The following is a 21693-nucleotide window of genomic DNA, read 5'->3' as shown; positions in this document are numbered from 1 at the left end:
CTTTGCGAGCAAGCCCGCTCCCACAGGGTTTTGCATTGAACACAAACTATGTGAACACCCGAATTCCAATGTGGGAGCGAGCCTGCTCGCGATGACTGCGGCACATCCACCATCAATGTGTCAGTTACACCGCTTTCGCGAGCAGGCTCGCTCCTACAGGGATTTCAGCCAGGCTGCAAAATCTGTGTGGTGCTCACGACCGTCGCATATTCTCCGTGCAAATTCCCCAACGACATCGCATGCACTTCCTCGGCTGTATGGGCTTTACCAAAGTAGTCAGCCTTGTCGAAGGTAAAACACGCATCCTCCACGACCCACGTTTCAAACCCCAGATTCCCGGCCGTTCGCGCCGTGGATTCCACTGAGTTGTTGGTCGCTACGCCGACAATGACCAACTGATCGATCCCCGCCGCTCGCAAACTTTTCTCAAGCCCCGTTGCACAAAACGCATCCGGCACCTGCTTTTGAACAAGCTGCTCACCGGTCTGTGGCTGAAACCGTTCCTGAAATTCCACCCCCGACTGCTCCGGCCAGAACACCGATTCCGGCGACCGGGACAAGTGCTGCACATGAATCACCGGTCGCCCGGTTCGACGCCAATGCCCTAGCAAATCGAGGATTCGCTGCTCGGCCTGAAGATTATTTCGGCGACCGAGTTTGGGATGCAGGATGCCTTTTTGTTGATCGATGATGATCAGCGCCGCGTTTGTTTTGAGCTCCATGCCGGTTTTTCTCATGCGGGGTCATTGAATTTCCCGCACTTCAGCATCACCTGTTCCTACAGGCAAGCTATCGAACGCAAACAGGACGACCTGATGCCGGCGTTTGCTGTCCGCAAGTAACGACATCTTTTGATTTGGAGTACTCCATGATCGACCTGTATTACTGGACCACCCCCAACGGCCACAAAATCTCGATATTCCTGGAAGAAGCCGGCCTGCCCTACAACGTGCACCCGATCAACATCAGCCAGAACGACCAGTTCAAACCCGATTTCCTGAAAATCTCCCCGAACAACAAAATTCCGGCCATCGTCGATCCCGAACCGGCCGATGGCGGTGAGCCGTTGGCACTGTTCGAGTCCGGGGCGATTTTGTTGTACCTGGCAGAGAAAACCGGCAAGTTTTTGCCCAAAGACCTGCGCGGTCGCCAACAAGCGTTGCAATGGTTGTTCTGGCAGATGGGCGGCCTGGGGCCGATGGCTGGGCAGAATCATCACTTCAGCCAATTCGCGCCGGAGAAAATCCCCTACGCAATCAAGCGCTACATCGACGAAACCGCCCGCCTCTACGGGGTACTCGACAAGCAGCTGGCCGATAAAGACTTCGTCGCCGGCAGCGAATACAGCATTGCCGACATGGCGATCTACCCGTGGATCGTTTCCCACAAGTGGCAGAGTCAGAACCTGGAAGACTTCCCCAACGTGCTGCGCTGGTACAACCACATCCAGAGCCGTCCGGCGACGGTGAAGGCGTATGCGCTGGTGGCCAAAATCAACCCGCCAAAACCCTGACCTTCATTGAAGATCGTTCCCACGCTCTGCGTGGGAATGCCTCAACGGACGCTCTGCGTTCGGCTCTAGATGTGACGCGGAGCGTCACGGGCTGCATTCCCACGCAGAGCGTGGGAACGATCACCGAAGAAATAACCCCGCCGCCGCTTGCGCGGGCACCTCCTGCTCACTAACGTAGCGCCTTTAATGACGCTACCCCCCCGCAGGAGCTTTGCCATGGCCTCGCCAGCCCTTACACATTTTCTTCCCCGGTTCGGCGTTGCCGCAGCAGTGGCCGGTGTTTTGAGCCTGACCGGTTGTCAGACCTGGAACACCCAGGACACCCTCCCGCCGACCACCGGCGTGCAGCCGCTCAAGGGCTTGGCGCAGAACGTTTCGGTACGCCGCAATGCCATGGGCATGCCGTTGATCGAAAGCAACACCTTCCACGACGCGCTGTTCACCCTGGGTTACGTCCACGCCACCGACCGCATCACGCAAATGGTCACCCTGCGCCTGTTGGCTCAGGGCCGTTTGTCAGAGATGTCCGGTTCGGACCTGCTCGACGCTGACCGATATATGCGCGCCGTCAATCTGAAGAAAAGCGCCGACGAGCTGTACAAGGCATCTTCGCCGCGCCTCAAACGCTTCTTCGAAGTCTATGCCCGCGGCGTCAACGCCTACCTGTTCCGCTATCGCGACAAACTGCCGGCAGACCTCGCGGCCACCGGCTACAAACCTGAATACTGGAAGCCGGAAGACTCGGCGCTGATTTTCTGCCTGCTGAACTTCAGCCAATCGGCCAACCTGCCGGAAGAGATTGCCTCGCTGATGCTGGCCCAGACCGTCAGCACCGACAAACTCCCGTGGCTGACCCCATCCGCTCCCGATGAAAAACTGCCGCTGGCCGAAGCTGAAAAACTTCAGGGCATCAAGCTCAACGGGCAAGTCCCGGGCCTGGCCGAGATCAGCAAAGCCACGAGCCAACTGTCCGACCTAAATCTGCTGGGCGCCACCTCGTCGAACAACTGGGCGATCGGCCCGCAACGCAGCCGCAGCGGCAAAAGCCTGTTGGCCAGCGACAGCCATGGCCCACAGGGCGTGCCATCGTTGTTCAGCTACGTGCAGATTCGCACGCCGAAGTACCAGGCTTCTGGTGTGACGATTGCCGGTTTGCCGATGGTACTCGGCGGTTTCAACGGCAAAGTGGCCTGGAGCATGACCGCCGTCATGGGCGACAACCAGGACCTGTTCCTGGAAAAAATCAAACGCCAGGGCAATGGTCTTTCCTACGAGGTGGGTGGCAAATGGCAGCCGGCGATCGTGCGCAACGAAACTTACTTCGTCAAAGGCCAGCGGCCTATTCGCGAAGTGGTGTACGAAACCCGCCATGGCCCGCTGCTCAACAGTGCCCAAGGCACGACGCTGGCTAATGGTTTCGGCCTGGCCTTGCAGACGCCGAACTTCACCGATGACAAGAGCCTGGACGCGTTTTTCGACCTGTCCCGCGCCCAGACCGTCGAGAAAGCCTCGGACGCCAGCCGCGAAATCCGCGCCATCGCGCTGAACCTGGTATTTGCCGACGCCAGCAACATCGGCTGGCAAGTCACCGGTCGCTTCCCGAACCGTCGCGAAGGCGAAGGCCTGCTGCCGTCGCCGGGCTGGGAAGGTCGTTACGATTGGGATGGTTATGCCGACCCGATGCTCCACCCCTATGACCAGGATCCAGCCCAAGGCTGGCTCGGCACCGCCAACCAGCGAGTCATTGCGCATGGCTACGGCATGCAGTTGTCCAATTCCTGGTCGGCACCGGAGCGTGGTGAACGCCTGGCCGAACTGGCAGGCGTGGGCAAACACGACACGCGCAGCCTGATCGCCATGCAATACGACCAGACCACCACTTTCGCAGCCAAGCTGAAGAAGATGTTCGAAGCACCGGGCATGGCCAAGCCACTCAAGCAGGCCATTGAAGCGTTGCCTGAGGCGGATCGTGGCAAGGCTCGCGAGGCGTATACCCGCCTGATGGCCTTCGACGGCAAACTCAGCCCGACCTCCGCCGATGCCGCTATTTACGAGTTGTTCCTGCAGCAAAGCACCCAGCAAATCTTCCTCGACGAACTGGGCCCGGAAAGCAGCCCGGCGTGGAAAGCCTTTATCGCCAACGGCAAGTTGTCCTATGCGGCCCAGACTGATCATCTGTTGGGGCGTGAGGACAGTCCGTTCTGGGATGACGCTCGCACGCCGCAGAAAGAAGATAAACCGGCGATCCTCGCCCGCAGTCTGGCGGCAGCGATCAGCGCGGGCGACAGCCAGTTGGGTGGCGATCACAAAGCCTGGCAATGGGGCAAACTGCACCGCTACGAGTGGAAAAACGCCAGCGGCCAGACGGTGCGCGGTCCACTGGCGGCCGGTGGCGACCACACCACGCTGAATACCGCAGCATTCGCCTGGGGTCAGGATTTCAACACCACCCTGGCGCCAGCCATGCGCTTTATCGTCGACTTCGGCCAGGCGGAACCGCTGATGGGGCAAAACGGTACGGGGCAATCCGGTAATCCGGCGAGTCCGAACTACCTCGACAGCATTGATCCGTGGCTGAAGGGGCAATACATGAGTTTGCCGATGCAGCCGCAGAACTTTGACAAGGTGTATGGCAACAAGAAGTTGACTCTGACACCTGGCAAGTAACCCCGCCGCCACCTGATCGTTCCCACGCTCTGCGTGGGAATGCAGCCCGTGACGCTCCGCGTCACTGGACGCCGAGCGTCCCTTGAGGCGTTACCACGCAGAGCGTGGGAACGATCTTTAATCCCCCGAAAAATAAATAGAACTTCTCGTCTCGCGCAAACCTCATAGCAAACAAGTCCCTCGATTTTGGTAACAACATGGATCTTGTTATCGCGCGTCCTGAAGGTTTGTACTGCCCGGCCGGGGATTTCTACATCGACCCGTGGCTGCCGGTCGAACGCTCAGTCATCACCCACGCTCACGGCGACCATGCCCGCATCGGCAACCGGCATTATCTGGCGGCCGCTCCCGGCGAAGGGATTTTGCGTGCGCGACTGGGTCAAGACATCAACCTGCAAACCCTGCCCTACGGTCAACCCCTGACCCACAATGGCGTCACCCTGAGTTTTCACCCCGCCGGGCATGTCCTCGGCTCAGCACAGGTGCGCCTGGAATATCGCGGCGAAGTCTGGGTCGCCTCGGGCGACTACAAAATCGAACCCGACGGCACCTGTGCGCCGTTCGAACCCGTGCGCTGCGATACCTTCATCACTGAATCGACCTTCGGTCTGCCTATTTATCGCTGGCAACCCCAGGCGCATGTCTTTGCCGAGATCAATCAGTGGTGGCAAGCCAACGCCGCCACCGACAAAACCAGCGTGTTGTTCTGCTACGCCTTCGGCAAGGCGCAGCGAATTCTCCACGGCATTGACGCCAGCCTCGGCCCCATTCTGGTGCATGGCGCCGTGGAACCGCTCAATCAGGTTTACCGCGCAGGTGGTATTTATTTACCGCCCACGATCTATGCCGGCGAAGTACAAAAAAGCGACCCCATGATGCGCAAGGCGCTGGTCCTCGCCCCGCCTTCGGCTGGCGGCAGCACCTGGATGCGGCGCTTCGGCGAATACAGCGATGGTTTCGCCAGCGGCTGGATGCGTTTGCGTGGCACACGGCGGCGACGTGGCGTGGATCGTGGCTTTGTACTGTCTGACCACGCCGACTGGCCGGGCCTGCTCTGGGCCATCGAACAGACCGGTGCTGAGCGGGTGATAGTGACCCACGGCTCGGTCGGGGTACTGGTGCGCCATCTGCGCGAACAGGGTCTCGATGCCATGAGTTTCAGCACCGAATACGGCGACGATGAGGAAGAAAACGCAGCCGTCGAACCCAAGAGCGCCGAGGTGCTGCCATGAAGGCGTTCGCCGATTTGTATGCCGAACTCGATGCCACGACGTCGAGCAACGCCAAACTGGTGGCGATGCAACACTACTTCGCCGAGGCAGCGCCGGAAGATGCCGCATGGGCTGTTTATTTTTTGTCCGGCGGGCGACCTCGGCAACTGGTGCCCGTGCGCATCCTGCGAGAGTTGGCGGTTGAGATCTCCAGCCTCGCGCCGTGGCTGTTCGAAGAGAGTTATCAGGCGGTCGGCGATTTGGCGGAAACCATTTCGCTGGTGCTGCCCGAAGCGCTTCACAGTTCCAACGATGGATTAGCGGTCTGGATTGAACGCAAACTGCTGCCGCTGCGCGGTGAAACCCCGCAAGTCCTCGCCGAGCGACTGCCTGCCCTGTGGTCGCAACTGGACCGCCAGAGCCTGATGCTCTGCATCAAACTGATCACCGGCAGTTTCCGTGTTGGCGTTTCCAAGTTGCTGGTGACCCGCGCCCTGGCGGCCATGGCCGGGCTCGACAGCAAACGCGTCGCCCAGCGTCTGGTGGGTTACACCGACCTGTCCAACCGCCCGAACGCGTGCGGTTATTTGAAGTTGATCGCCGCCGAATCGGCTGACGAACATGCCCAACGTGGCGGTCAGCCCTACCCGTTTTTCCTCGCTCACGCGTTATCTCAACCCGTTGAACAATTCGAAGCCCTGCTCGGCCCGGCCAGCCATTGGCAAGTGGAATGGAAGTGGGATGGCATTCGCGCCCAGGTGGTCAAACGCGACGGGCGACTGTGGATCTGGTCGCGAGGTGAAGAACTGGTCACCGAGCGCTTCCCCGAACTCGATAGCCTGGTTCACTGCTTGCCCGACGGTACGGTGATCGACGGTGAAATCGTCGCCTGGAAAACCGGACAACCCACCACCGAGGACGCCTTCAACCCTCATTCCCCGGCTGCACCTGCAGTAAAGCCATTCGCGCTGCTGCAACAGCGGATCGGTCGTAAAACCCTGGACAAAAAAATCCTCGAAGAAGTGCCGGTGGTGATCCTCGCCTACGACCTGCTGGAATGGCAGGGTGAAGACTGGCGCAACCAGCCTCAGTCCGAGCGTCGCACTCAACTGGAGCATGTCGTCGCCAGCGGCAACAACCCGGTGTTACTCGCCTCACCGGTACTCACTGGCGAAGACTGGTTCGACCTCGCCCGACAACGGCAAGCCTCCCGCAAGCTCGGTGTCGAAGGCATGATGCTCAAGGCCCGGGATGCGCTTTATGGCGTCGGGCGGACCAAGGACATGGGCGTCTGGTGGAAATGGAAAGTCGACCCGTTCAGCGTCGATGCGGTGCTGATTTATGCGCAACGCGGCCATGGTCGCCGCGCCAGTCTCTACAGCGATTACACCTTCGCCGTGTGGGACGGAACGCCTGACGCGAGCAAACGCGCACTGGTACCGTTCGCCAAAGCCTATTCAGGGCTGACCGACGAAGAAATGCGCCAGGTCGACATCATCGTGCGCAAGACCACCGTAGAGAAATTCGGGCCAGTGAGCAGTGTCACCCCGAGTCTGGTGTTTGAACTGGGATTTGAGGGCATCGCCCTGTCCAGGCGACACAAGAGCGGGATTGCAGTGCGGTTTCCGAGGATGCTGCGCTGGCGGCAGGATAAGTCGGTTGAGGAAGCTGACAATTTGGGAACGTTGCAGGATTTACTCGGTTAATCCGATTCCCTGTGGGAGCGAGCCTGCTCGCGATAGCGGTGTATCAGGTAACAATTTTTCGACTGACACCCCTCATCGCGAGCAGGCTCGCTCCCACAGGGTTTTGTGGTGATCCGATCTATATTGGTGCATCAAATTTTCAACGCCCGTTTTCGTGCACAAATCCCTCCTTGCCATTTCTTGAATCACCTTTTAAAACACTTGTTCGGGACTCTGGTTCGGAAATTGCTACTTTCATAGGGTCTTACGCTTTCCAGTAACAATAATTCTGCGCCACAAGCGCTCATATTGGTTTTTAGGGATTGAATAATGAAAAAAGCATTGCTGACCCTTTCTGCACTGGCGTTGTGCATGGCAGCCGGTTCCGCGCTGGCCAAGGAATACAAGGAATTGCGTTTTGGCGTTGATCCTTCCTACGCGCCGTTTGAGTCAAAAGCGGCTGACGGTAGCCTGGTAGGCTTCGACATCGATCTGGGCAACGCGATCTGCGCCGAGCTGAAGGTCAAGTGCAAATGGGTCGAAAGCGATTTCGACGGCATGATTCCGGGCCTGAAAGCCAATAAATTCGACGGCGTGATCTCTTCGATGACCGTCACCCCGGCCCGCGAAAAAGTCATCGATTTCTCCAGCGAGCTGTTCTCCGGCCCAACCGCTTACGTGTCCAAGAAAGGTTCTGGCATAACCGCAGACGTCGCTTCGCTCAAGGGCAAAACCGTCGGCTACGAACAAGGCACCATCCAGGAAGCCTATGCCAAAGCCGTTCTGGACAAGGCGGGCGTGAAAACCCAGGCCTACGCCAACCAGGATCAGGTGTATTCCGACCTGACTTCCGGTCGTCTCGACGCCGGCATCCAGGACATGCTGCAGGCCGAACTGGGCTTTTTGAAGTCGCCACAAGGTGCCAATTACGAAGTCAGCAAGCCGGTCGACAACGAATTGCTGCCAGCCAAAACAGCTGTCGGTATCTCGAAAGGTAACAAAGACCTCAAGGCACTTCTTGATAAAGGTATCAAAGCGTTACACGACGACGGCACCTACGCCACCATTCAGAAGAAACACTTTGGCGATCTGAATCTGTACAGCGGCAAATAATGCCCGGCGCCCATCTCGCGATGGGCGCTTTTTTCATCCGATCAGGTTGCTGATTTATGTTCGAAAACCTCTTACAAAACCTGGGGCTCTCCGCCTTCAGCCTCAAGGGCTTCGGTCCGTTGCTGATGGAAGGCACCTGGATGACCATCAAATTATCGGCGTTGTCGCTGCTGGTAGCCGTGTTGCTCGGCCTGCTCGGCGCCAGTGCAAAACTGTCAAAAGTCAAACTGGTGCGCGTACCGGCGCAGGTCTACACCACGCTGATTCGCGGTGTGCCGGACCTGGTGCTGATGCTGTTGATCTTCTACAGCCTGCAAACCTGGCTGACGTCGTTTACCGACTTCATGGAATGGGAATACATCGAGATCAACCCGTTCAGCGCCGGGGTCATCACCCTGGGCTTTATTTATGGCGCGTACTTCACCGAAACCTTTCGTGGCGCGATTCTCGCGGTCCCACGGGGCCAGGTCGAAGCGGCAACCGCGTATGGCCTCAAGCGCGGCCAGCGTTTCTGGATCGTAGTGTTCCCGCAGATGATGCGTTTTGCCCTGCCGGGTATCGGTAACAACTGGATGGTGATGCTCAAGGCCACCGCACTGGTCTCGATCATCGGCCTCGCCGACCTGGTCAAGGCTGCGCAGGATGCCGGCAAAAGCACTTATCAACTGTTCTACTTCCTGGTGCTTGCAGCGCTGATTTACCTGCTGATCACCAGCGCCTCCAACTTCGTGCTGCGCTGGCTCGAACGTCGTTACGCCGCCGGTTCCCGGGAGGCCGTACGATGATCGAACTCCTGCAGGAATACTGGAAACCCTTCCTTTATAGCGACGGCAACAACATCACCGGCCTGGCCATGACCCTGTGGCTGCTCAGCGCGTCGATCTTCATCGGCTTCCTGGTGTCGATTCCGCTGTCCATCGCCCGGGTTTCACCACACTTCTACGTCCGCTGGCCGGTGCAGTTCTACACCTACCTGTTCCGCGGTACGCCGTTGTATATCCAGCTGCTGATTTGCTACACCGGCATCTACAGCCTGGCCGCCGTGCGCGCCCAACCGGTGCTGGATGCGTTCTTTCGCGATGCGATGAACTGCACGATCCTGGCCTTCGCCCTGAACACCTGCGCCTACACCACGGAGATTTTCGCCGGGGCGATTCGCAGCATGGCGCATGGTGAAGTCGAAGCGGCCAAGGCTTACGGTCTGACAGGCTGGAAGCTTTATGCCTACGTGATCATGCCTTCGGCCCTGCGTCGTTCGTTGCCTTATTACAGCAACGAAGTGATTTTGATGCTGCACTCAACCACCGTGGCCTTCACCGCGACCATCCCGGACATCTTGAAAGTCGCGCGGGACGCCAACTCGGCGACCTTCCTGACCTTCCAGTCGTTCGGCATCGCCGCGCTGATCTACCTGACCGTTACCTTTGCGCTGGTCGGCCTGTTCCGCCTCGCCGAACGCCGATGGCTGGCCTTCCTCGGGCCGACCCACTAGGACCCGCTTTAGGGATAAAGAGACATGCGCCACCAGATTCATGACCTGCTGGCCCCGCTGCCGGGGACCGCGCGACAGATTCACAGCTTTCACTTCGGCCCCTCATCGGCCAAAGGCAAGATTTACATCCAGTCATCCCTGCATGCCGACGAAATGCCCGGCATGCTGGTTGCCTGGCACCTCAAGCAACGTCTGGCGGAACTCGAAGCCGCCGGCCGTTTGCGCAGCGAAATCGTGCTGGTGCCGGTGGCCAACCCCGCAGGCCTCGAACAAGTGCTGATGGATGTGCCGCTGGGCCGTTACGACCTCGAAAGCGGGCAGAACTTCAATCGCTGGTTCGTCGACTTGAGCGAAGCCGTTGGCAACGAGATCGAAGGCCTGCTCGGCGACGATCCGCAGCACAACCTCGAACTGATTCGCAGCAGCCTGCGCAATGCCCTCGCCCAACAGACGGCCAGCACGCAACTGCAATCCCAGCGCCTGGCTCTGCAACGACTGGCCTGCGATGCCGACATGGTGCTGGACCTGCATTGCGATTTCGAAGCGGTCACCCACCTTTACACCACGCCCGAGGCCTGGCCGCAGGTCGAGCCGCTGGCGCGGTACATCGGTGCCGAAGCCAGCCTGCTGGCGACCGACTCCGGCGGTCAGTCGTTCGATGAATGCTTCACCCTGCTCTGGTGGCAGTTGAAGGAACGCTTCGGCGAACACTTTGATATTCCGCTGGGCAGTTTTTCGGTCACCGTCGAATTGCGCGGCCAGGGTGACGTCAATCACCCGCTGGCCAGCCTTGATTGCCAGGCGCTGATCAATTACCTGACTCACTTCGGCGCCATTGCCGGCGAACCCGCGTCGCTGCCTGAACTGCCCTACCCGGCTACGCCACTGGCCGGTGTTGAACCGGTAGCGACACCGGTCGGCGGGCTGCTGGTGTTTATCGCGCTACCAGGGGAATACCTCGAAGCCGGGCAACTGATTGCTGAAATCATCGACCCGATCCTTGACCGCGTCACCCCCGTTCATTGCACCGTCGCCGGGTTGATGTACGCCCGCTCGCTACGGCGCATGGCCACTGCCGGCATGGTGATCGCCCACATTGCGGGCACCGAAGCCTATCGCAGCGGCTACCTACTTTCGCCTTGAGGATGCATGCCCCATGTACAAACTGACCATTGAAGGCCTGCATAAAAGCTATGGCGAACATCAAGTACTCAAAGGCGTTTCGCTCAAGGCCAACACCGGCGACGTCATCAGCCTGATCGGCGCCAGCGGCTCGGGCAAAAGTACCTTCCTGCGTTGCATCAACTTTCTCGAACAGCCCAACGACGGCGCCATGAGCCTGGACGGCAAGAATATCCGCATGATCAAGGATCGCCACGGCATGCACGTGGCCGATGCCAATGAACTGCAACGGATCCGCACCCGCCTGGCCATGGTGTTCCAACACTTCAACCTGTGGAGCCACATGACGGTGCTGGAAAACATCACCATGGCCCCGCGTCGGGTGCTGGGGTGCAGCAAGCAGGAAGCCGAAGACCGTGCCCGACGCTATCTCGACAAGGTCGGCCTGGCCTCGCGCGTAGCGGATCAATACCCGGCGTTTCTTTCCGGTGGTCAACAGCAACGCGTAGCGATTGCCCGGGCACTCGCCATGGAGCCAGAAGTGATGCTGTTCGACGAACCCACCTCGGCCCTCGATCCCGAACTGGTGGGTGAGGTGCTCAGGGTGATTCAGGGTCTGGCCGAGGAAGGCCGAACCATGATCATGGTGACCCACGAAATGAGCTTCGCCCGTAAGGTCTCGAATCAGGTGTTGTTCCTGCACCAGGGATTGGTGGAGGAAGAAGGTGCACCGGAAGACGTGTTGGGCAATCCGAAGAGTGAGCGGCTGAAGCAGTTCCTGAGCGGCAACCTCAAGTAACCCACCACCCGTAGGAGCAAAGCTTGCTCGCGATGAACGATAACTCGGTCGTTAATGGACCGCGTCGCATTCATCGCGAGCAAGCTTTGCTCCTACACGCGTTTTGGGATCAGGCTACAGGCGCGGGAGGCGGCTCATCCGGCAAGGTAGGCTCACCGGGCTCGGTAGGTTGTTCGTTGGGGGTATCGGGATCAGGCTGACCAGGGATGCCCCCTGCCATGTTGATAGGTGGATGTGCCAACAAGGACCAGGCCAAAACGCCAACCTGATTGGGCTCAAGCCTTGCCAGTTCGGCACTTATTCGCGGATCGATCTTCATAGGGCACTCCTGAGCGATGGCCCGTCCGCGTTGCGCGAACCGGGCAGTACACCCAATAGAGTGTCTACCCGCTCAAGAATTCCCACGACTTCCCGGACGAACGGATCAGGTGCGTGGCAGGGTGACGCCGCGCTGGCCCTGATATTTGCCGCCACGGTCCTTGTAGGACACTTCGCACTCTTCGTCGGATTCAAGGAACAGCATCTGTGCCACGCCTTCGTTCGCGTAGATTTTCGCCGGCAGATTGGTGGTGTTGGAGAACTCCAGGGTCACATGACCCTCCCACTCAGGCTCAAGCGGCGTGACGTTGACGATAATACCGCAGCGCGCATAGGTGCTTTTACCCAAGCAAATGGTCAATACATTACGCGGAATGCGGAAATATTCGACGGTGCTGGCCAGGGCGAAGGAGTTCGGTGGAATGATGCACACGTCGCTGTGGATATCGACGAAGCTGCCGGCATCGAAGTTTTTCGGGTCGACGATTGCCGAATTGATGTTGGTGAACACCTTGAAATGATTTGTGCAACGCACATCGTAGCCATAGCTCGACACGCCGTAGGAGATCACACGGCTATCGTCGCTGCCGCGCACCTGGCGCTCTACGAAGGGCTCGATCATGCCGTGCTCTTGCGCCATGCGGCGAATCCACTTGTCCGATTTGATGCTCATGGCGGGTGTCCTGAATAGCGAGGTGGAAAAAATCTGTCCGGCATCTTACCGGGCGCGCGCTTCGGGTTCAAAGTCCGGGTCACAAATCTTGGCGATCCCCCGTAATTTCCGGCCCTTGGGGGAAAACCAGCGGACCGTCAGTCATGAAAACAGAGAAACCTTCACCGCAAGCATTGGCACGTTCCTGAAAAAGGGTTAAGGTGGCGCCACTGTGCTGCTTGTGTCACTGAGAATCTCTACACGATATGTTGAATTTCGATCCAACCATCTACAAGAATTTTTCCTGCTCTTTGCACTCAGTCTCGGCCAGGGTTCTTCCTGAGTCGCAGTTATCTTTGTTCAAGGAGTTACACCATGTCTAATCGCCAAACTGGTACCGTTAAGTGGTTCAACGATGAAAAAGGCTTCGGCTTCATCACTCCACAATCCGGTGACGACCTGTTCGTTCACTTCAAAGCTATCCAATCCGACGGCTTCAAAAGCCTGAAAGAAGGCCAACAGGTTTCTTTCATCGCTACCCGCGGTCAGAAAGGCATGCAAGCTGAAGAAGTTCAAGTTATCTAACTTGTACTTGCTTTAGTAAAAAGCCCCGCCCTCAAAAGCGGGGCTTTTTTGTGCCTGTCTGTTTTGCAGGCAAAAAAAATCGCAGCCCATGGCTGCGATTTTTTGCGTCTTACCAGGCCACACCAAACCCGGCGGTGTACCGAGTCTTGTCCAGATCAGCCTCATCGGTGCCGCTGATGATGTCTCGTTCGGCCTTCAGGTTAAGCGATGCCCATTCGGTCACTTTGTAGCGCAAGCCCATTTCAGCATCGAGCGCGTAATCCGCTACGCCCGACAACGGCTTGCCCACTTCGCCATTGGTGAAGAATTCCACCTTCTTGCCGATCAGGTAGCGGTTGTAATCCCACTTCATTGCCACGGAATAGAAGTTTTCCTTGCTGCCGTCAGCGAACTCATAGTCCGTGCGGTTGACCAGCGACCCCAGCGAGAACGCGCCCAGCTCGTCGTCCCAGAATTGGTAACCGGGGCCGGTACCGACGGTGCGCTGACGAGAGAGTTCTTCGACCTTGTCGCGTTTATAGACTGCGCGGCCCTGCCAGAACCACTTCTCGGTCAGGAAGCGGTCGAGCGAGTATTCGCCCCGCCAGTTGTCGGTAGTGACCACATCATCCTGAAATTCGCGGTTGTACTCGCCTTCTGCGGTGTGTCGCCATCTGCCATGACGCGCAGTGGTCTTGAAGTCGATATCGTAATCGTCGGTGTCTTTTTCGGCCCGCTGATAATCCAGCGCTGCATCGACATTACCCTTCCACACCAAATCCTCGATGACAGGCTTTGGCTTGAGAATCTGCTGAATGCTGGCCAGCTCCACAGTCTTGGGAGCGTCGCCGTTGGCCAGGGTGACCTTGCCGTCTTCTGCCGCATGCAGCGCCTTGGCCTTTTCACCGGTGTAGGCGTCCTGCTTGACCAGCAACTGCTGATCGCTTTCCAGGGTTTTGACCTGCTTCCAGTCGATCGGGACGGCACCGGCGTATTCGGTCTGGATCAACAGCTTGCCGCCATCGAAAACGGTGATCTTGCCGCTCAGCTTGTCACCGTTCTTCAACCAGACGGTATCGGCGAGCAAGGGCGTGGAGGCACTGACGACAGCAAGGCACAGCAGGGATCTGGACAACATAAGCAAATACAGGCTCAAGTTTGCGAAAAAAAGTCGGCATTACCCATACGAATAAGACCCTAGCAAGGACTGACCCGACTATTTCTATTGAGTTCATTTCTCAATAGCTGATCCAGGATTTACTCTACAGACGGTAATGCGAACTTTTTTTCAGGAACTGCCGACGTGACCGACTCCAGCACTGAAACCGATAGTCCGGCGCAAATCCGACGCACGGCGCTGTACCTGACTCTGGCGCAGGTCCCAGAGGGCAAAGTCGTGAGTTACGGTCAGCTCGCCGAGTTGGCGGGACTGGGTCGCGCCGCCCGCTTCGTCGGGCGGACACTGAGCCAACTGCCGGGCGACAGCAAATTACCCTGGCACCGCGTGCTCGGCGCCGGCGGGCGTATCAGCCTGCCTGCAGGCAGCCCTTCGGGGGATGAACAACGCGCGCGTTTGCGCATGGAGGGCATCAGTATCCTGAACAATCGTGTTGATATTCAGCGCCATGGCTGGCGCCCGGTAGAGCACAGCGGTTAGAGTGCGCGCTTTGTTTCCGTATTTCTTGAGGCAGACTCCAGCCCATGCCCCGTAAAACCTGGCGCGCCGCGCTCGCCGCCTATGCCAGCCCCTCGACGCTTGTACTGCTGCTGCTTGGTTTCGCCGCCGGCCTGCCCTACATGCTGGTGTTTTCGACACTTTCGGTCTGGCTGCGCGAAGCTGGCGTAGCGCGCGAAACCATTGGCTATGCAAGCCTGATAGGCCTGGCCTACGCCTTTAAATGGGTCTGGTCACCGCTGCTCGACCAATGGCGCCTGCCATTGCTCGGCAAGCTCGGTCGCCGACGTTCCTGGCTGGTGCTCTCCCAGGCACTGGTCATTCTCGGCCTGATCGGGATGGGTTTCTGCGACCCGCAAAAGCATTTGTCCTGGCTGATCGCCATTGCCGTGGTCGTTGCTTTCGCCTCGGCGACGCAAGACATCGCGGTCGACGCCTATCGCCTGGAAATCGCCGACGACACCCGCCAGGCCGCGCTCGCCGCCAGTTACATGTCTGGTTATCGGATCGCCGCGCTGCTGGCCACCGCCGGCGCCCTGTTCTTCGCTGAAGGCTTCGGCTCCACCGGTTTCAACTATAAGCATTCGGCATGGGCCGGCACCTACATCCTGTTCGGCGCCTTGATGGTTCCAGCGCTGCTGACCTCCTTTTTCATGCGCGAACCGCCGGTGCCGCTACGCACGCAGCTTCAGGCCGGGCGCTACAGCTTTGTGCATCAACTGGCATCGGTGTTTGTGCTGATCGTGCTGCTGGTTTCCGTGCCGGCCATGTTCACTCAGTTGTACAACACCGATTTCGCCAGCGTGCTGTTCGAAGGCGTGAGCGTGCTCGACCTGCTGCTCGAAGACCGCGCGTTCCTGCGGGCGATCCTCTACACCACCCTCACCGCTATATGCCTGTCGGCCATTGGCCGCCGCGGCCTGGCGCCGGTGCTGACGCCGATCAACGACTTTATTCTGCGCTACCGTTGGCAAGCGTTCCTGCTGCTTGGGCTGATCGCCACTTATCGGATGTCCGATACGGTCATGGGCGTGATGGCTAACGTGTTCTACATCGACCAGGGCTTCACCAAGGATCAGATTGCCAGCGTCAGCAAGATCTTTGGCCTGATCATGACCCTGGTCGGCGCCGGCATGGGCGGCCTGCTGATTGTGCGCTTCGGCATCTTGCCGATTCTGCTCATCGGCGGCATTGCATCAGCCGGCACCAACCTGCTGTTCCTGATGCTCGCCGACATGGGCGCCAACCTGAACATGCTGATCCTCACCATTTCCCTGGATAACTTCAGTTCGGGCCTGGCGACCTCGGCGTTTGTCGCCTACCTGTCGAGCCTGACCAACTTGAAGTTCTCGGCGACCCAATACGCCCTGCTCAGCTCGATCATGCTTTTGCTGCCACGCCTGATCGGCGGCTACTCCGGGGTCATGGTGGAGAAATTCGGTTATCACAATTTCTTCCTGATCACTGCCCTGCTGGGCGTTCCGACGCTGCTGTTGATCGCACTGCACTGGTTCCAGGAAAGCCGCCGCGAAGGCCCGACGCCAACGCCGACACCAGAACCGGTTCCGACCCAGGTCGCGGAAGAATCGTAGGTTCTTCAGCAGGAAGCAGCGCAGAGGGCGGGGGGATTCCCGCCCTCCCGCCACACCCCGCTGACCGCACGCCTGTACGCCAGCAGATCTCGCCCGTACAATGCTCAGTCATTTCTCGTCATCAGCAACCGACAACGGCCAACCATGCGCACCAGTCAATTTTTGCTCGCCACACAGAAAGAAACGCCTTCCGACGCGGTCGTGATCAGCCATCAGCTGATGCTGCGCGCCGGCATGATCCGCAAACTCGCCTCGGGCCTGTACACCTGGCTGCCGATGGGCTTGCGAGTAATGCGCAAGGTCGAAGCCATCGTTCGTGAAGAAATGAACGCCGCGGGCTCTCTCGAAGTGTTGATGCCGAGTACCCAACCGGCTGAGCTGTGGCAGGAATCCGGTCGCTGGGAAGAATACGGCCCTGAATTGTTGCGCTTCAAGGATCGCCATGGTCGCGATTTCTGCGCCGGCCCGACTCACGAAGAAGTCATCACCGACCTGATGCGCAACGAGTTGAGCAGCTACAAACAGCTGCCGATCAACCTGTACCAGATCCAGACCAAATTCCGTGACGAAATCCGTCCACGCTTCGGCTTGATGCGCGGTCGCGAATTCATCATGAAGGACGCCTACTCCTTCCACGCTGACCAGCCATCGCTGCAGGTCACCTACGACCGTATGCACCAGGCGTATTGCAATGTGTTTACCCGCCTGGGCCTGAAATTCCGCCCGGTTGAAGCCGACAACGGCTCGATCGGTGGTGCAGGCTCCCACGAGTTCCACGTACTGGCCGAATCCGGCGAAGACGATATCGTCTTCAGCAACGGTTCCGACTATGCGGCGAACATCGAGAAAGCCGAAGCCGTGCCACGCGAAACTTCCCGCGCCGCACCTGCCGAAGAGCTGCGCCTGGTCGACACGCCGAACGCCAAGACCATCGCGCAACTGGTCGAAGGCTTCAACCTGCCGATTGAAAAGACCATCAAGACCCTGGTGGTTCACGCTGAAGAGAAAGGCAAGCTGATTGCCCTGATCATCCGTGGCGACCACGAGCTGAACGAAATCAAGGCCGGCAACCAGCCTGGCGTTGCCAGCCCGCTGGTCATGGCCTCCGAAGCCGAACTGCGCGACGCTATTGGTGCCGGCGCCGGCTCCCTGGGCCCGCTGAACCTGCCGCTGCCAATCATCATCGACCGTTCCGTCGAATTGATGAGCGACTTTGGCATCGGCGCCAACATCGACGACAAACACTACTTCGGCGTGAACTGGGAGCGTGATCTGCCGGTTCCGACCGTTGCCGACCTGCGCAACGTGGTCGCCGGCGACCCGAGCCCGGATGGCAAGGGCACCCTGGAAATCAAGCGCGGCATCGAAGTCGGGCACATCTTCCAGCTGGGCAACAAGTACAGCAAAGCGATGAAGTGCGAAGTGCTGGGCGAGAATGGCAAGCCAGTCACCCTGGAAATGGGTTGCTACGGCATCGGCGTTTCCCGCGTGGTGGCTGCAGCCATCGAGCAGAACAACGACGCCAACGGGATCATCTGGAGCGACACGCTGGCCCCGTTCCAGATCGCTCTGGTACCGCTGCGCTACGAAACCGAACAGGTTCGCGAAGCCACCGACAAGCTGTATGCAGAATTGACGGCCGCCGGCTTCGAAGTACTGCTGGACGACCGCGACAAGAAAACCAGCCCGGGCATCAAGTTCGCGGACATGGAGCTGATCGGCATTCCTCACCGGATCGTGGTCAGTGACCGCGGCCTCGCCGAAGGCAATCTTGAATACAAGAGCCGCACCGAGCCCGAAGCGCAAGCGCTGCCGGTCGCAGACGTGCTGGCCTTCCTTCAGTCCCGTATCCGCCGCTGACACCAGATAGAGAAGTCATGTTCAAGCGAAACACCTTAGGCCTCGGTGGTGCCGCCCTGTGCGGCACCCTGCTGGTCAGCGGCTGTGCCAATCACATGTCACAACGCAGCGAGCACGAGGAACGTGTCGAGCGTAAATTGCTCGATCACAGCCTGCAGATCGATGTCGGCGAGCCAAAGGTGCTTGAGCTGCCGCAACGTCGGGTGAAGATCCAGGAGCAGAAGACTTTCGAAGTCACCGAATTCGAAGTCACACGCCACTACGACCGCTACACGCCTTACCAACCCTGGCGGGAGGCTTACGAGATCCCGCTGGGTGCGGTGGCCGTGGTGGCCGGTGTCGGTGCGAACGTGGTCAACGTATTCGCCCTCGGCAACCTGCCGGACAGCGTGACGAAAGACTGGTTGAGCTACGGTTTCGCCGGGCTCAACCCGTTCATGAACGTGCAGTCTCATGGTCGCGCGCAACAGAACCTGGCGGGAATCGACGAGGTCCAGCTCGACAAGCGCACCGAATACTCAAGCCTGCCATGGAGCGAGCGTCCGGTTGAGGTCAAGGCCGGCAAGGAAACGTTCGAGATGAGCACCGACAAAAACGGTGTATTGCGCGTGAACCTGCTGGACAGCCCGTTCGCCGAACACGACATCAATCATCTGAGCCGGCTGCTGATCAGTGTCCAGGATGCTCAGGACGAGGTGCACACCAATTCGTCCCTGGCGGTCAGTAGCTCCTTGCGCGGTAAGCTGCTCGAAGCTCACGGGCTGATTTACGACGACCTCGAAGACGACGAAGTGAGCCAGTGGGTACACCGGGTCAAACGTTTGTCGGAACTGGGCCTGGAAGAGGAAGCCACCGAGCTGGAACAAAGCCTGATCGAACTGACGCGCAACGATCCCGAGTTGCAGACCGAATTCCTCAAGTCATTGACCAAGGATGCCGGGCGACTGGTCGCGGATCCGGGACCGAACTAAAAGCCAAAAAGCTTCGTCAAACCGCTTTCGCGAGCAAGCCCGCTCCCACAGTTGACCGCATTCGTCTGAATAACGCGGTCAACTGTGGGAGCGGGCTTGCTCGCGAAAGCGGCCTGACATTCACAACAGCACCAAAACCCTGCCACTACCGTTCAAACAACTCCATCTGCTCAAACCCGCCCCGCAAATCCTCCAGCCGCACCCCGATCCCCAGCAACCGCACCGGCTTCCCGCCCCGATTGAACGCCTGGGTCAGCAACAACTGATAGCTCCCCAAATCCCGCCCTGCCCCGGCCTGCTCCAGAGTGGTCTGGGTGAAGTCATGGAATTTCACTTTGACGAACGGCTTGCCCGGTCGATAGCTGCTGTCGATTCGCGCCATGCGGCCGGCCAGGGTTTCCAGTAACTCGGGTAATTTATCGAGGCAGCTCACCAGATCCGGCAAGTCCACGTCGTAGGTATTCTCGACACTGATTGACTGCCGACGACTGTCGTTGTGCACCAATCGGTCATCGATCCCACGGGCCAGACTCCAGAGTCGCTCGCCGAAGCTGCCGAATTCGCGCACAAGCGCCAACTTGTCCCATTCACGCAGATGCGAGCAATCGACGATGCCAAGCCTGCCTAATTTGTCTGCGGTCACTTTGCCAACGCCGTGCAGCTTGCTCACCGGCAAACCACTGACAAAATCCTCGACCTGATCCGGCGTAATGACGAACAAGCCGTTGGGCTTCTTCCAGTCGCTGGCGATCTTGGCCAGAAACTTGTTCGGCGCAACGCCCGCCGAAACGGTGATGTGCAGTTGATTAGAAACGCGACGGCGAATGTCCTGGGCGATCCGCGTGGCGCTGCCACCGAAATGCGCGCTGTCAGACACGTCGAGGTAGGCCTCATCCAGGGAAAGCGGCTCGATCAAGTCGGTGTAATCGCGAAAGATTGTATGAATTTCCTTAGAGGCTTCTCTATAGGCATCCATGCGTGGCTTGACGATGGTCAGGTCAGGGCACAGCTTCAAGGCATGTCCGGAAGACATGGCCGAGCGCACCCCATAAGCCCGCGCCTCATAATTGCAGGTGGCGATCACTCCACGTCGATCCGCAGAACCGCCCACTGCCAGAGGCTTCCCGGCCAGGCGCGGGTCGTCACGCATCTCGATGGCGGCGTAGAAGCAGTCACAATCGACGTGGATGATTTTTCGCTGCGTCATATAAAAGCAGTGTTCATGGTGAAGAAATGGCGTACTGGCGAGTCAGATTGGCAGTATCTCACTGACACCTGTATATAGCACCAGTACTCTGAATGTTCTTTTCAACTTGTAGGAAAAGTGCCGATGAATTTATTTTCTTAATCGAAAAGCTTCACCCGATAGAGCTGAAAGCCTTGCCACACCGACCTTACAGCCAATCACTCAGCCCTATTTTTGAGCTAAGCGATTGAACGGGAAGAGGTTTTCTCTGGATTGAAGGTTGACAGCCTGCCGATCCTCTGTAGAATGCCGACACACAGACGCGGGATGGAGCAGTCTGGTAGCTCGTCGGGCTCATAACCCGAAGGTCGTCGGTTCAAATCCGGCTCCCGCAACCAAACATCAAGAAAGGCTACTCGAAAGAGTGGCCTTTTTTGTGCGCGTCTCTTTTGTAAATGCGAGATAGCAAGAGCGGGCAACGGCTGACGTTGCAGGATTGAAAAATCGTTCTGATTCCGAAACTTAAGCCTCCCCCATGACCGTTCGCCACTCATTTACGCTAATTTGACCCTATTGAGGATTAACGGTAGACACTCCGGCGTTCGTCTGTAGAATGCCGCCACACAGACGCGGGATGGAGCAGTCTGGTAGCTCGTCGGGCTCATAACCCGAAGGTCGTCGGTTCAAATCCGGCTCCCGCAACCAAACATCGAAAAAGGCTACTCGAAAGAGTGGCCTTTTTTGTGCGCGTCTCTTTTGTAAATCTGAGCATGGATACGAGCGGGTAACGGCTGACGGCGCGGAATGAGAAATCGTTCCGATTCCGAAACTTAAGTCTCCCCCACGACCGTTCGCCGCTCATTTACGCTTATTTGACCCTATTCAGGATTAACGGTTGACACTCCAGCGTTCGCCTGTAGAATGCCGCCACACAGACGCGGGATGGAGCAGTCTGGTAGCTCGTCGGGCTCATAACCCGAAGGTCGTCGGTTCAAATCCGGCTCCCGCAACCAAACATCAAAAAAGGCTACTCGAAAGAGTGGCCTTTTTTGTATCCGTTGAAAAAGTCCTTTCGCAACAATGATCTGCCATTGTGTAGCGAGCCGTTCGGGTTCACCCATGCTCTGAGTCCAGACTATGCTGAGCCACAGACAGAACCCTCTACGACTGATGACGTACCATCGCCGATAGCCGGTGAGAGGCGTTAATATTTGTGATTATTTTTTTCTACAGGGATTGGTAACTTGGCTGGATACCCCCATCCTGTCGCGCA

At 58.4% G+C, this 21693-nt stretch carries 19 protein-coding genes and 3 tRNA genes; 17 read left to right on the top strand and 5 right to left on the bottom strand.

The window, feature by feature from the left end:
- Nucleotides 1-164: 164 nt before the first annotated feature.
- Complete coding sequence (locus tag IB252_RS01870; protein ID WP_192407556.1) at nucleotides 165-722, bottom strand: cysteine hydrolase family protein; 558 nt, start codon at nucleotides 720-722, stop codon at nucleotides 165-167.
- 146 nt (nucleotides 723-868) lie between these two features.
- Between IB252_RS01870 and IB252_RS01865 the strand changes: the two genes are divergently transcribed.
- The 9 genes from IB252_RS01865 (at nucleotide 869) to IB252_RS01825 (ending at nucleotide 11602) form a co-directional block, all read left to right on the top strand.
- A complete protein-coding gene (locus tag IB252_RS01865; RefSeq protein WP_192406479.1) occupies nucleotides 869-1513 on the top strand; it encodes a glutathione S-transferase N-terminal domain-containing protein in 645 nt (214 codons plus the stop codon).
- Between the two features lie 216 nt (nucleotides 1514-1729).
- A complete protein-coding gene (locus IB252_RS01860; protein WP_192406477.1) occupies nucleotides 1730-4180 on the top strand; it encodes a penicillin acylase family protein in 2451 nt (816 codons plus the stop codon).
- A 197-nt stretch (nucleotides 4181-4377) separates the two neighbouring features.
- Nucleotides 4378-5412, top strand: a complete 1035-nt coding sequence (locus IB252_RS01855) for a ligase-associated DNA damage response exonuclease (RefSeq protein WP_192406475.1) — start codon at nucleotides 4378-4380, stop codon at nucleotides 5410-5412.
- Nucleotides 5409-7097: an ATP-dependent DNA ligase gene (locus tag IB252_RS01850; RefSeq protein ID WP_192406473.1), complete on the top strand. Its 1689-nt coding sequence runs from the start codon at nucleotides 5409-5411 to the stop codon at nucleotides 7095-7097. The genes IB252_RS01855 and IB252_RS01850 overlap by 4 nt, the downstream gene beginning before the upstream one ends.
- 309 nt (nucleotides 7098-7406) lie before the next feature.
- Nucleotides 7407-8189: a transporter substrate-binding domain-containing protein gene (locus tag IB252_RS01845; protein ID WP_111450965.1), complete on the top strand. Its 783-nt coding sequence runs from the start codon at nucleotides 7407-7409 to the stop codon at nucleotides 8187-8189.
- A gap of 56 nt (nucleotides 8190-8245) precedes the next feature.
- On the top strand, nucleotides 8246-8974 hold the full coding sequence (locus tag IB252_RS01840) for an ABC transporter permease (protein ID WP_111450966.1): 729 nt from the start codon (nucleotides 8246-8248) through the stop codon (nucleotides 8972-8974).
- Complete coding sequence (locus IB252_RS01835; protein WP_140892483.1) at nucleotides 8971-9681, top strand: ABC transporter permease; 711 nt, start codon at nucleotides 8971-8973, stop codon at nucleotides 9679-9681. Before IB252_RS01840 ends, IB252_RS01835 begins: the two co-directional genes overlap by 4 nt.
- Before the next feature lie 24 nt (nucleotides 9682-9705).
- On the top strand, nucleotides 9706-10824 hold the full coding sequence (locus tag IB252_RS01830) for a succinylglutamate desuccinylase/aspartoacylase family protein (RefSeq protein ID WP_192406471.1): 1119 nt from the start codon (nucleotides 9706-9708) through the stop codon (nucleotides 10822-10824).
- A 13-nt stretch (nucleotides 10825-10837) separates the two neighbouring features.
- Complete coding sequence (locus IB252_RS01825; protein ID WP_192406469.1) at nucleotides 10838-11602, top strand: ABC transporter ATP-binding protein; 765 nt, start codon at nucleotides 10838-10840, stop codon at nucleotides 11600-11602.
- Nucleotides 11603-11711: 109 nt separating this feature from the next.
- Here IB252_RS01825 and IB252_RS01820 read toward each other — a convergent pair whose 3' ends face one another.
- On the bottom strand, nucleotides 11712-11921 hold the full coding sequence (locus tag IB252_RS01820) for a hypothetical protein (protein WP_008153934.1): 210 nt from the start codon (nucleotides 11919-11921) through the stop codon (nucleotides 11712-11714).
- 105 nt (nucleotides 11922-12026) lie between these two features.
- Nucleotides 12027-12593 (bottom strand): dCTP deaminase, encoded by a 567-nt coding sequence (gene dcd, locus IB252_RS01815; protein ID WP_007904652.1) that lies wholly within the window; start codon nucleotides 12591-12593, stop codon nucleotides 12027-12029.
- A gap of 354 nt (nucleotides 12594-12947) precedes the next feature.
- Between dcd and IB252_RS01810 the strand changes: the two genes are divergently transcribed.
- Complete coding sequence (locus IB252_RS01810; RefSeq protein WP_002554837.1) at nucleotides 12948-13157, top strand: cold-shock protein; 210 nt, start codon at nucleotides 12948-12950, stop codon at nucleotides 13155-13157.
- 109 nt (nucleotides 13158-13266) lie between these two features.
- On the opposite strand, the gene IB252_RS01805 is transcribed toward IB252_RS01810, so the two are convergent.
- Nucleotides 13267-14274 carry a DUF481 domain-containing protein gene (locus tag IB252_RS01805; RefSeq protein ID WP_111450969.1) on the bottom strand — a complete coding sequence of 336 codons (1008 nt, stop codon included), beginning with the start codon at nucleotides 14272-14274 and terminating at the stop codon, nucleotides 13267-13269.
- Nucleotides 14275-14439: 165 nt separating this feature from the next.
- Here IB252_RS01805 and IB252_RS01800 point away from each other — a divergent pair, with 165 nt between their 5' ends.
- From IB252_RS01800 to IB252_RS01785, 4 genes are all read left to right on the top strand, one after another.
- On the top strand, nucleotides 14440-14793 hold the full coding sequence (locus IB252_RS01800; protein ID WP_192406467.1) for an MGMT family protein: 354 nt from the start codon (nucleotides 14440-14442) through the stop codon (nucleotides 14791-14793).
- 44 nt (nucleotides 14794-14837) lie between these two features.
- The gene (locus tag IB252_RS01795) at nucleotides 14838-16403 is read left to right on the top strand and encodes an AmpG family muropeptide MFS transporter (RefSeq protein WP_008153940.1); all 1566 of its coding nucleotides are present in this window, start codon (nucleotides 14838-14840) and stop codon (nucleotides 16401-16403) included.
- A 144-nt stretch (nucleotides 16404-16547) separates the two neighbouring features.
- On the top strand, nucleotides 16548-18263 hold the full coding sequence (locus tag IB252_RS01790; RefSeq protein WP_111450970.1) for a proline--tRNA ligase: 1716 nt from the start codon (nucleotides 16548-16550) through the stop codon (nucleotides 18261-18263).
- Between the two features lie 17 nt (nucleotides 18264-18280).
- Nucleotides 18281-19234 carry a hypothetical protein gene (locus IB252_RS01785; protein ID WP_111450971.1) on the top strand — a complete coding sequence of 318 codons (954 nt, stop codon included), beginning with the start codon at nucleotides 18281-18283 and terminating at the stop codon, nucleotides 19232-19234.
- A gap of 145 nt (nucleotides 19235-19379) precedes the next feature.
- Here IB252_RS01785 and dinB read toward each other — a convergent pair whose 3' ends face one another.
- Nucleotides 19380-20441, bottom strand: a complete 1062-nt coding sequence (dinB, locus tag IB252_RS01780; protein WP_008153950.1) for a DNA polymerase IV — start codon at nucleotides 20439-20441, stop codon at nucleotides 19380-19382.
- 300 nt (nucleotides 20442-20741) lie between these two features.
- On the opposite strand from dinB, the gene IB252_RS01775 reads away from it, so the two are divergent.
- From IB252_RS01775 to IB252_RS01765, 3 genes are all read left to right on the top strand, one after another.
- Nucleotides 20742-20818, top strand: a tRNA-Met gene (locus IB252_RS01775).
- A gap of 230 nt (nucleotides 20819-21048) precedes the next feature.
- A tRNA-Met gene (locus tag IB252_RS01770) sits at nucleotides 21049-21125 on the top strand.
- Nucleotides 21126-21356: 231 nt separating this feature from the next.
- Nucleotides 21357-21433: transfer RNA gene (locus IB252_RS01765), tRNA-Met, on the top strand.
- Nucleotides 21434-21693 lie beyond the last annotated feature (260 nt).

It is taken from the genome of Pseudomonas sp. PDM10 (assembly GCF_014852295.1).
Classification (GTDB): domain Bacteria; phylum Pseudomonadota; class Gammaproteobacteria; order Pseudomonadales; family Pseudomonadaceae; genus Aquipseudomonas.
The sequence above is the reverse complement of the archived record's forward strand: the minus strand, read 5'-3'. Positions and strand labels throughout refer to the sequence as shown.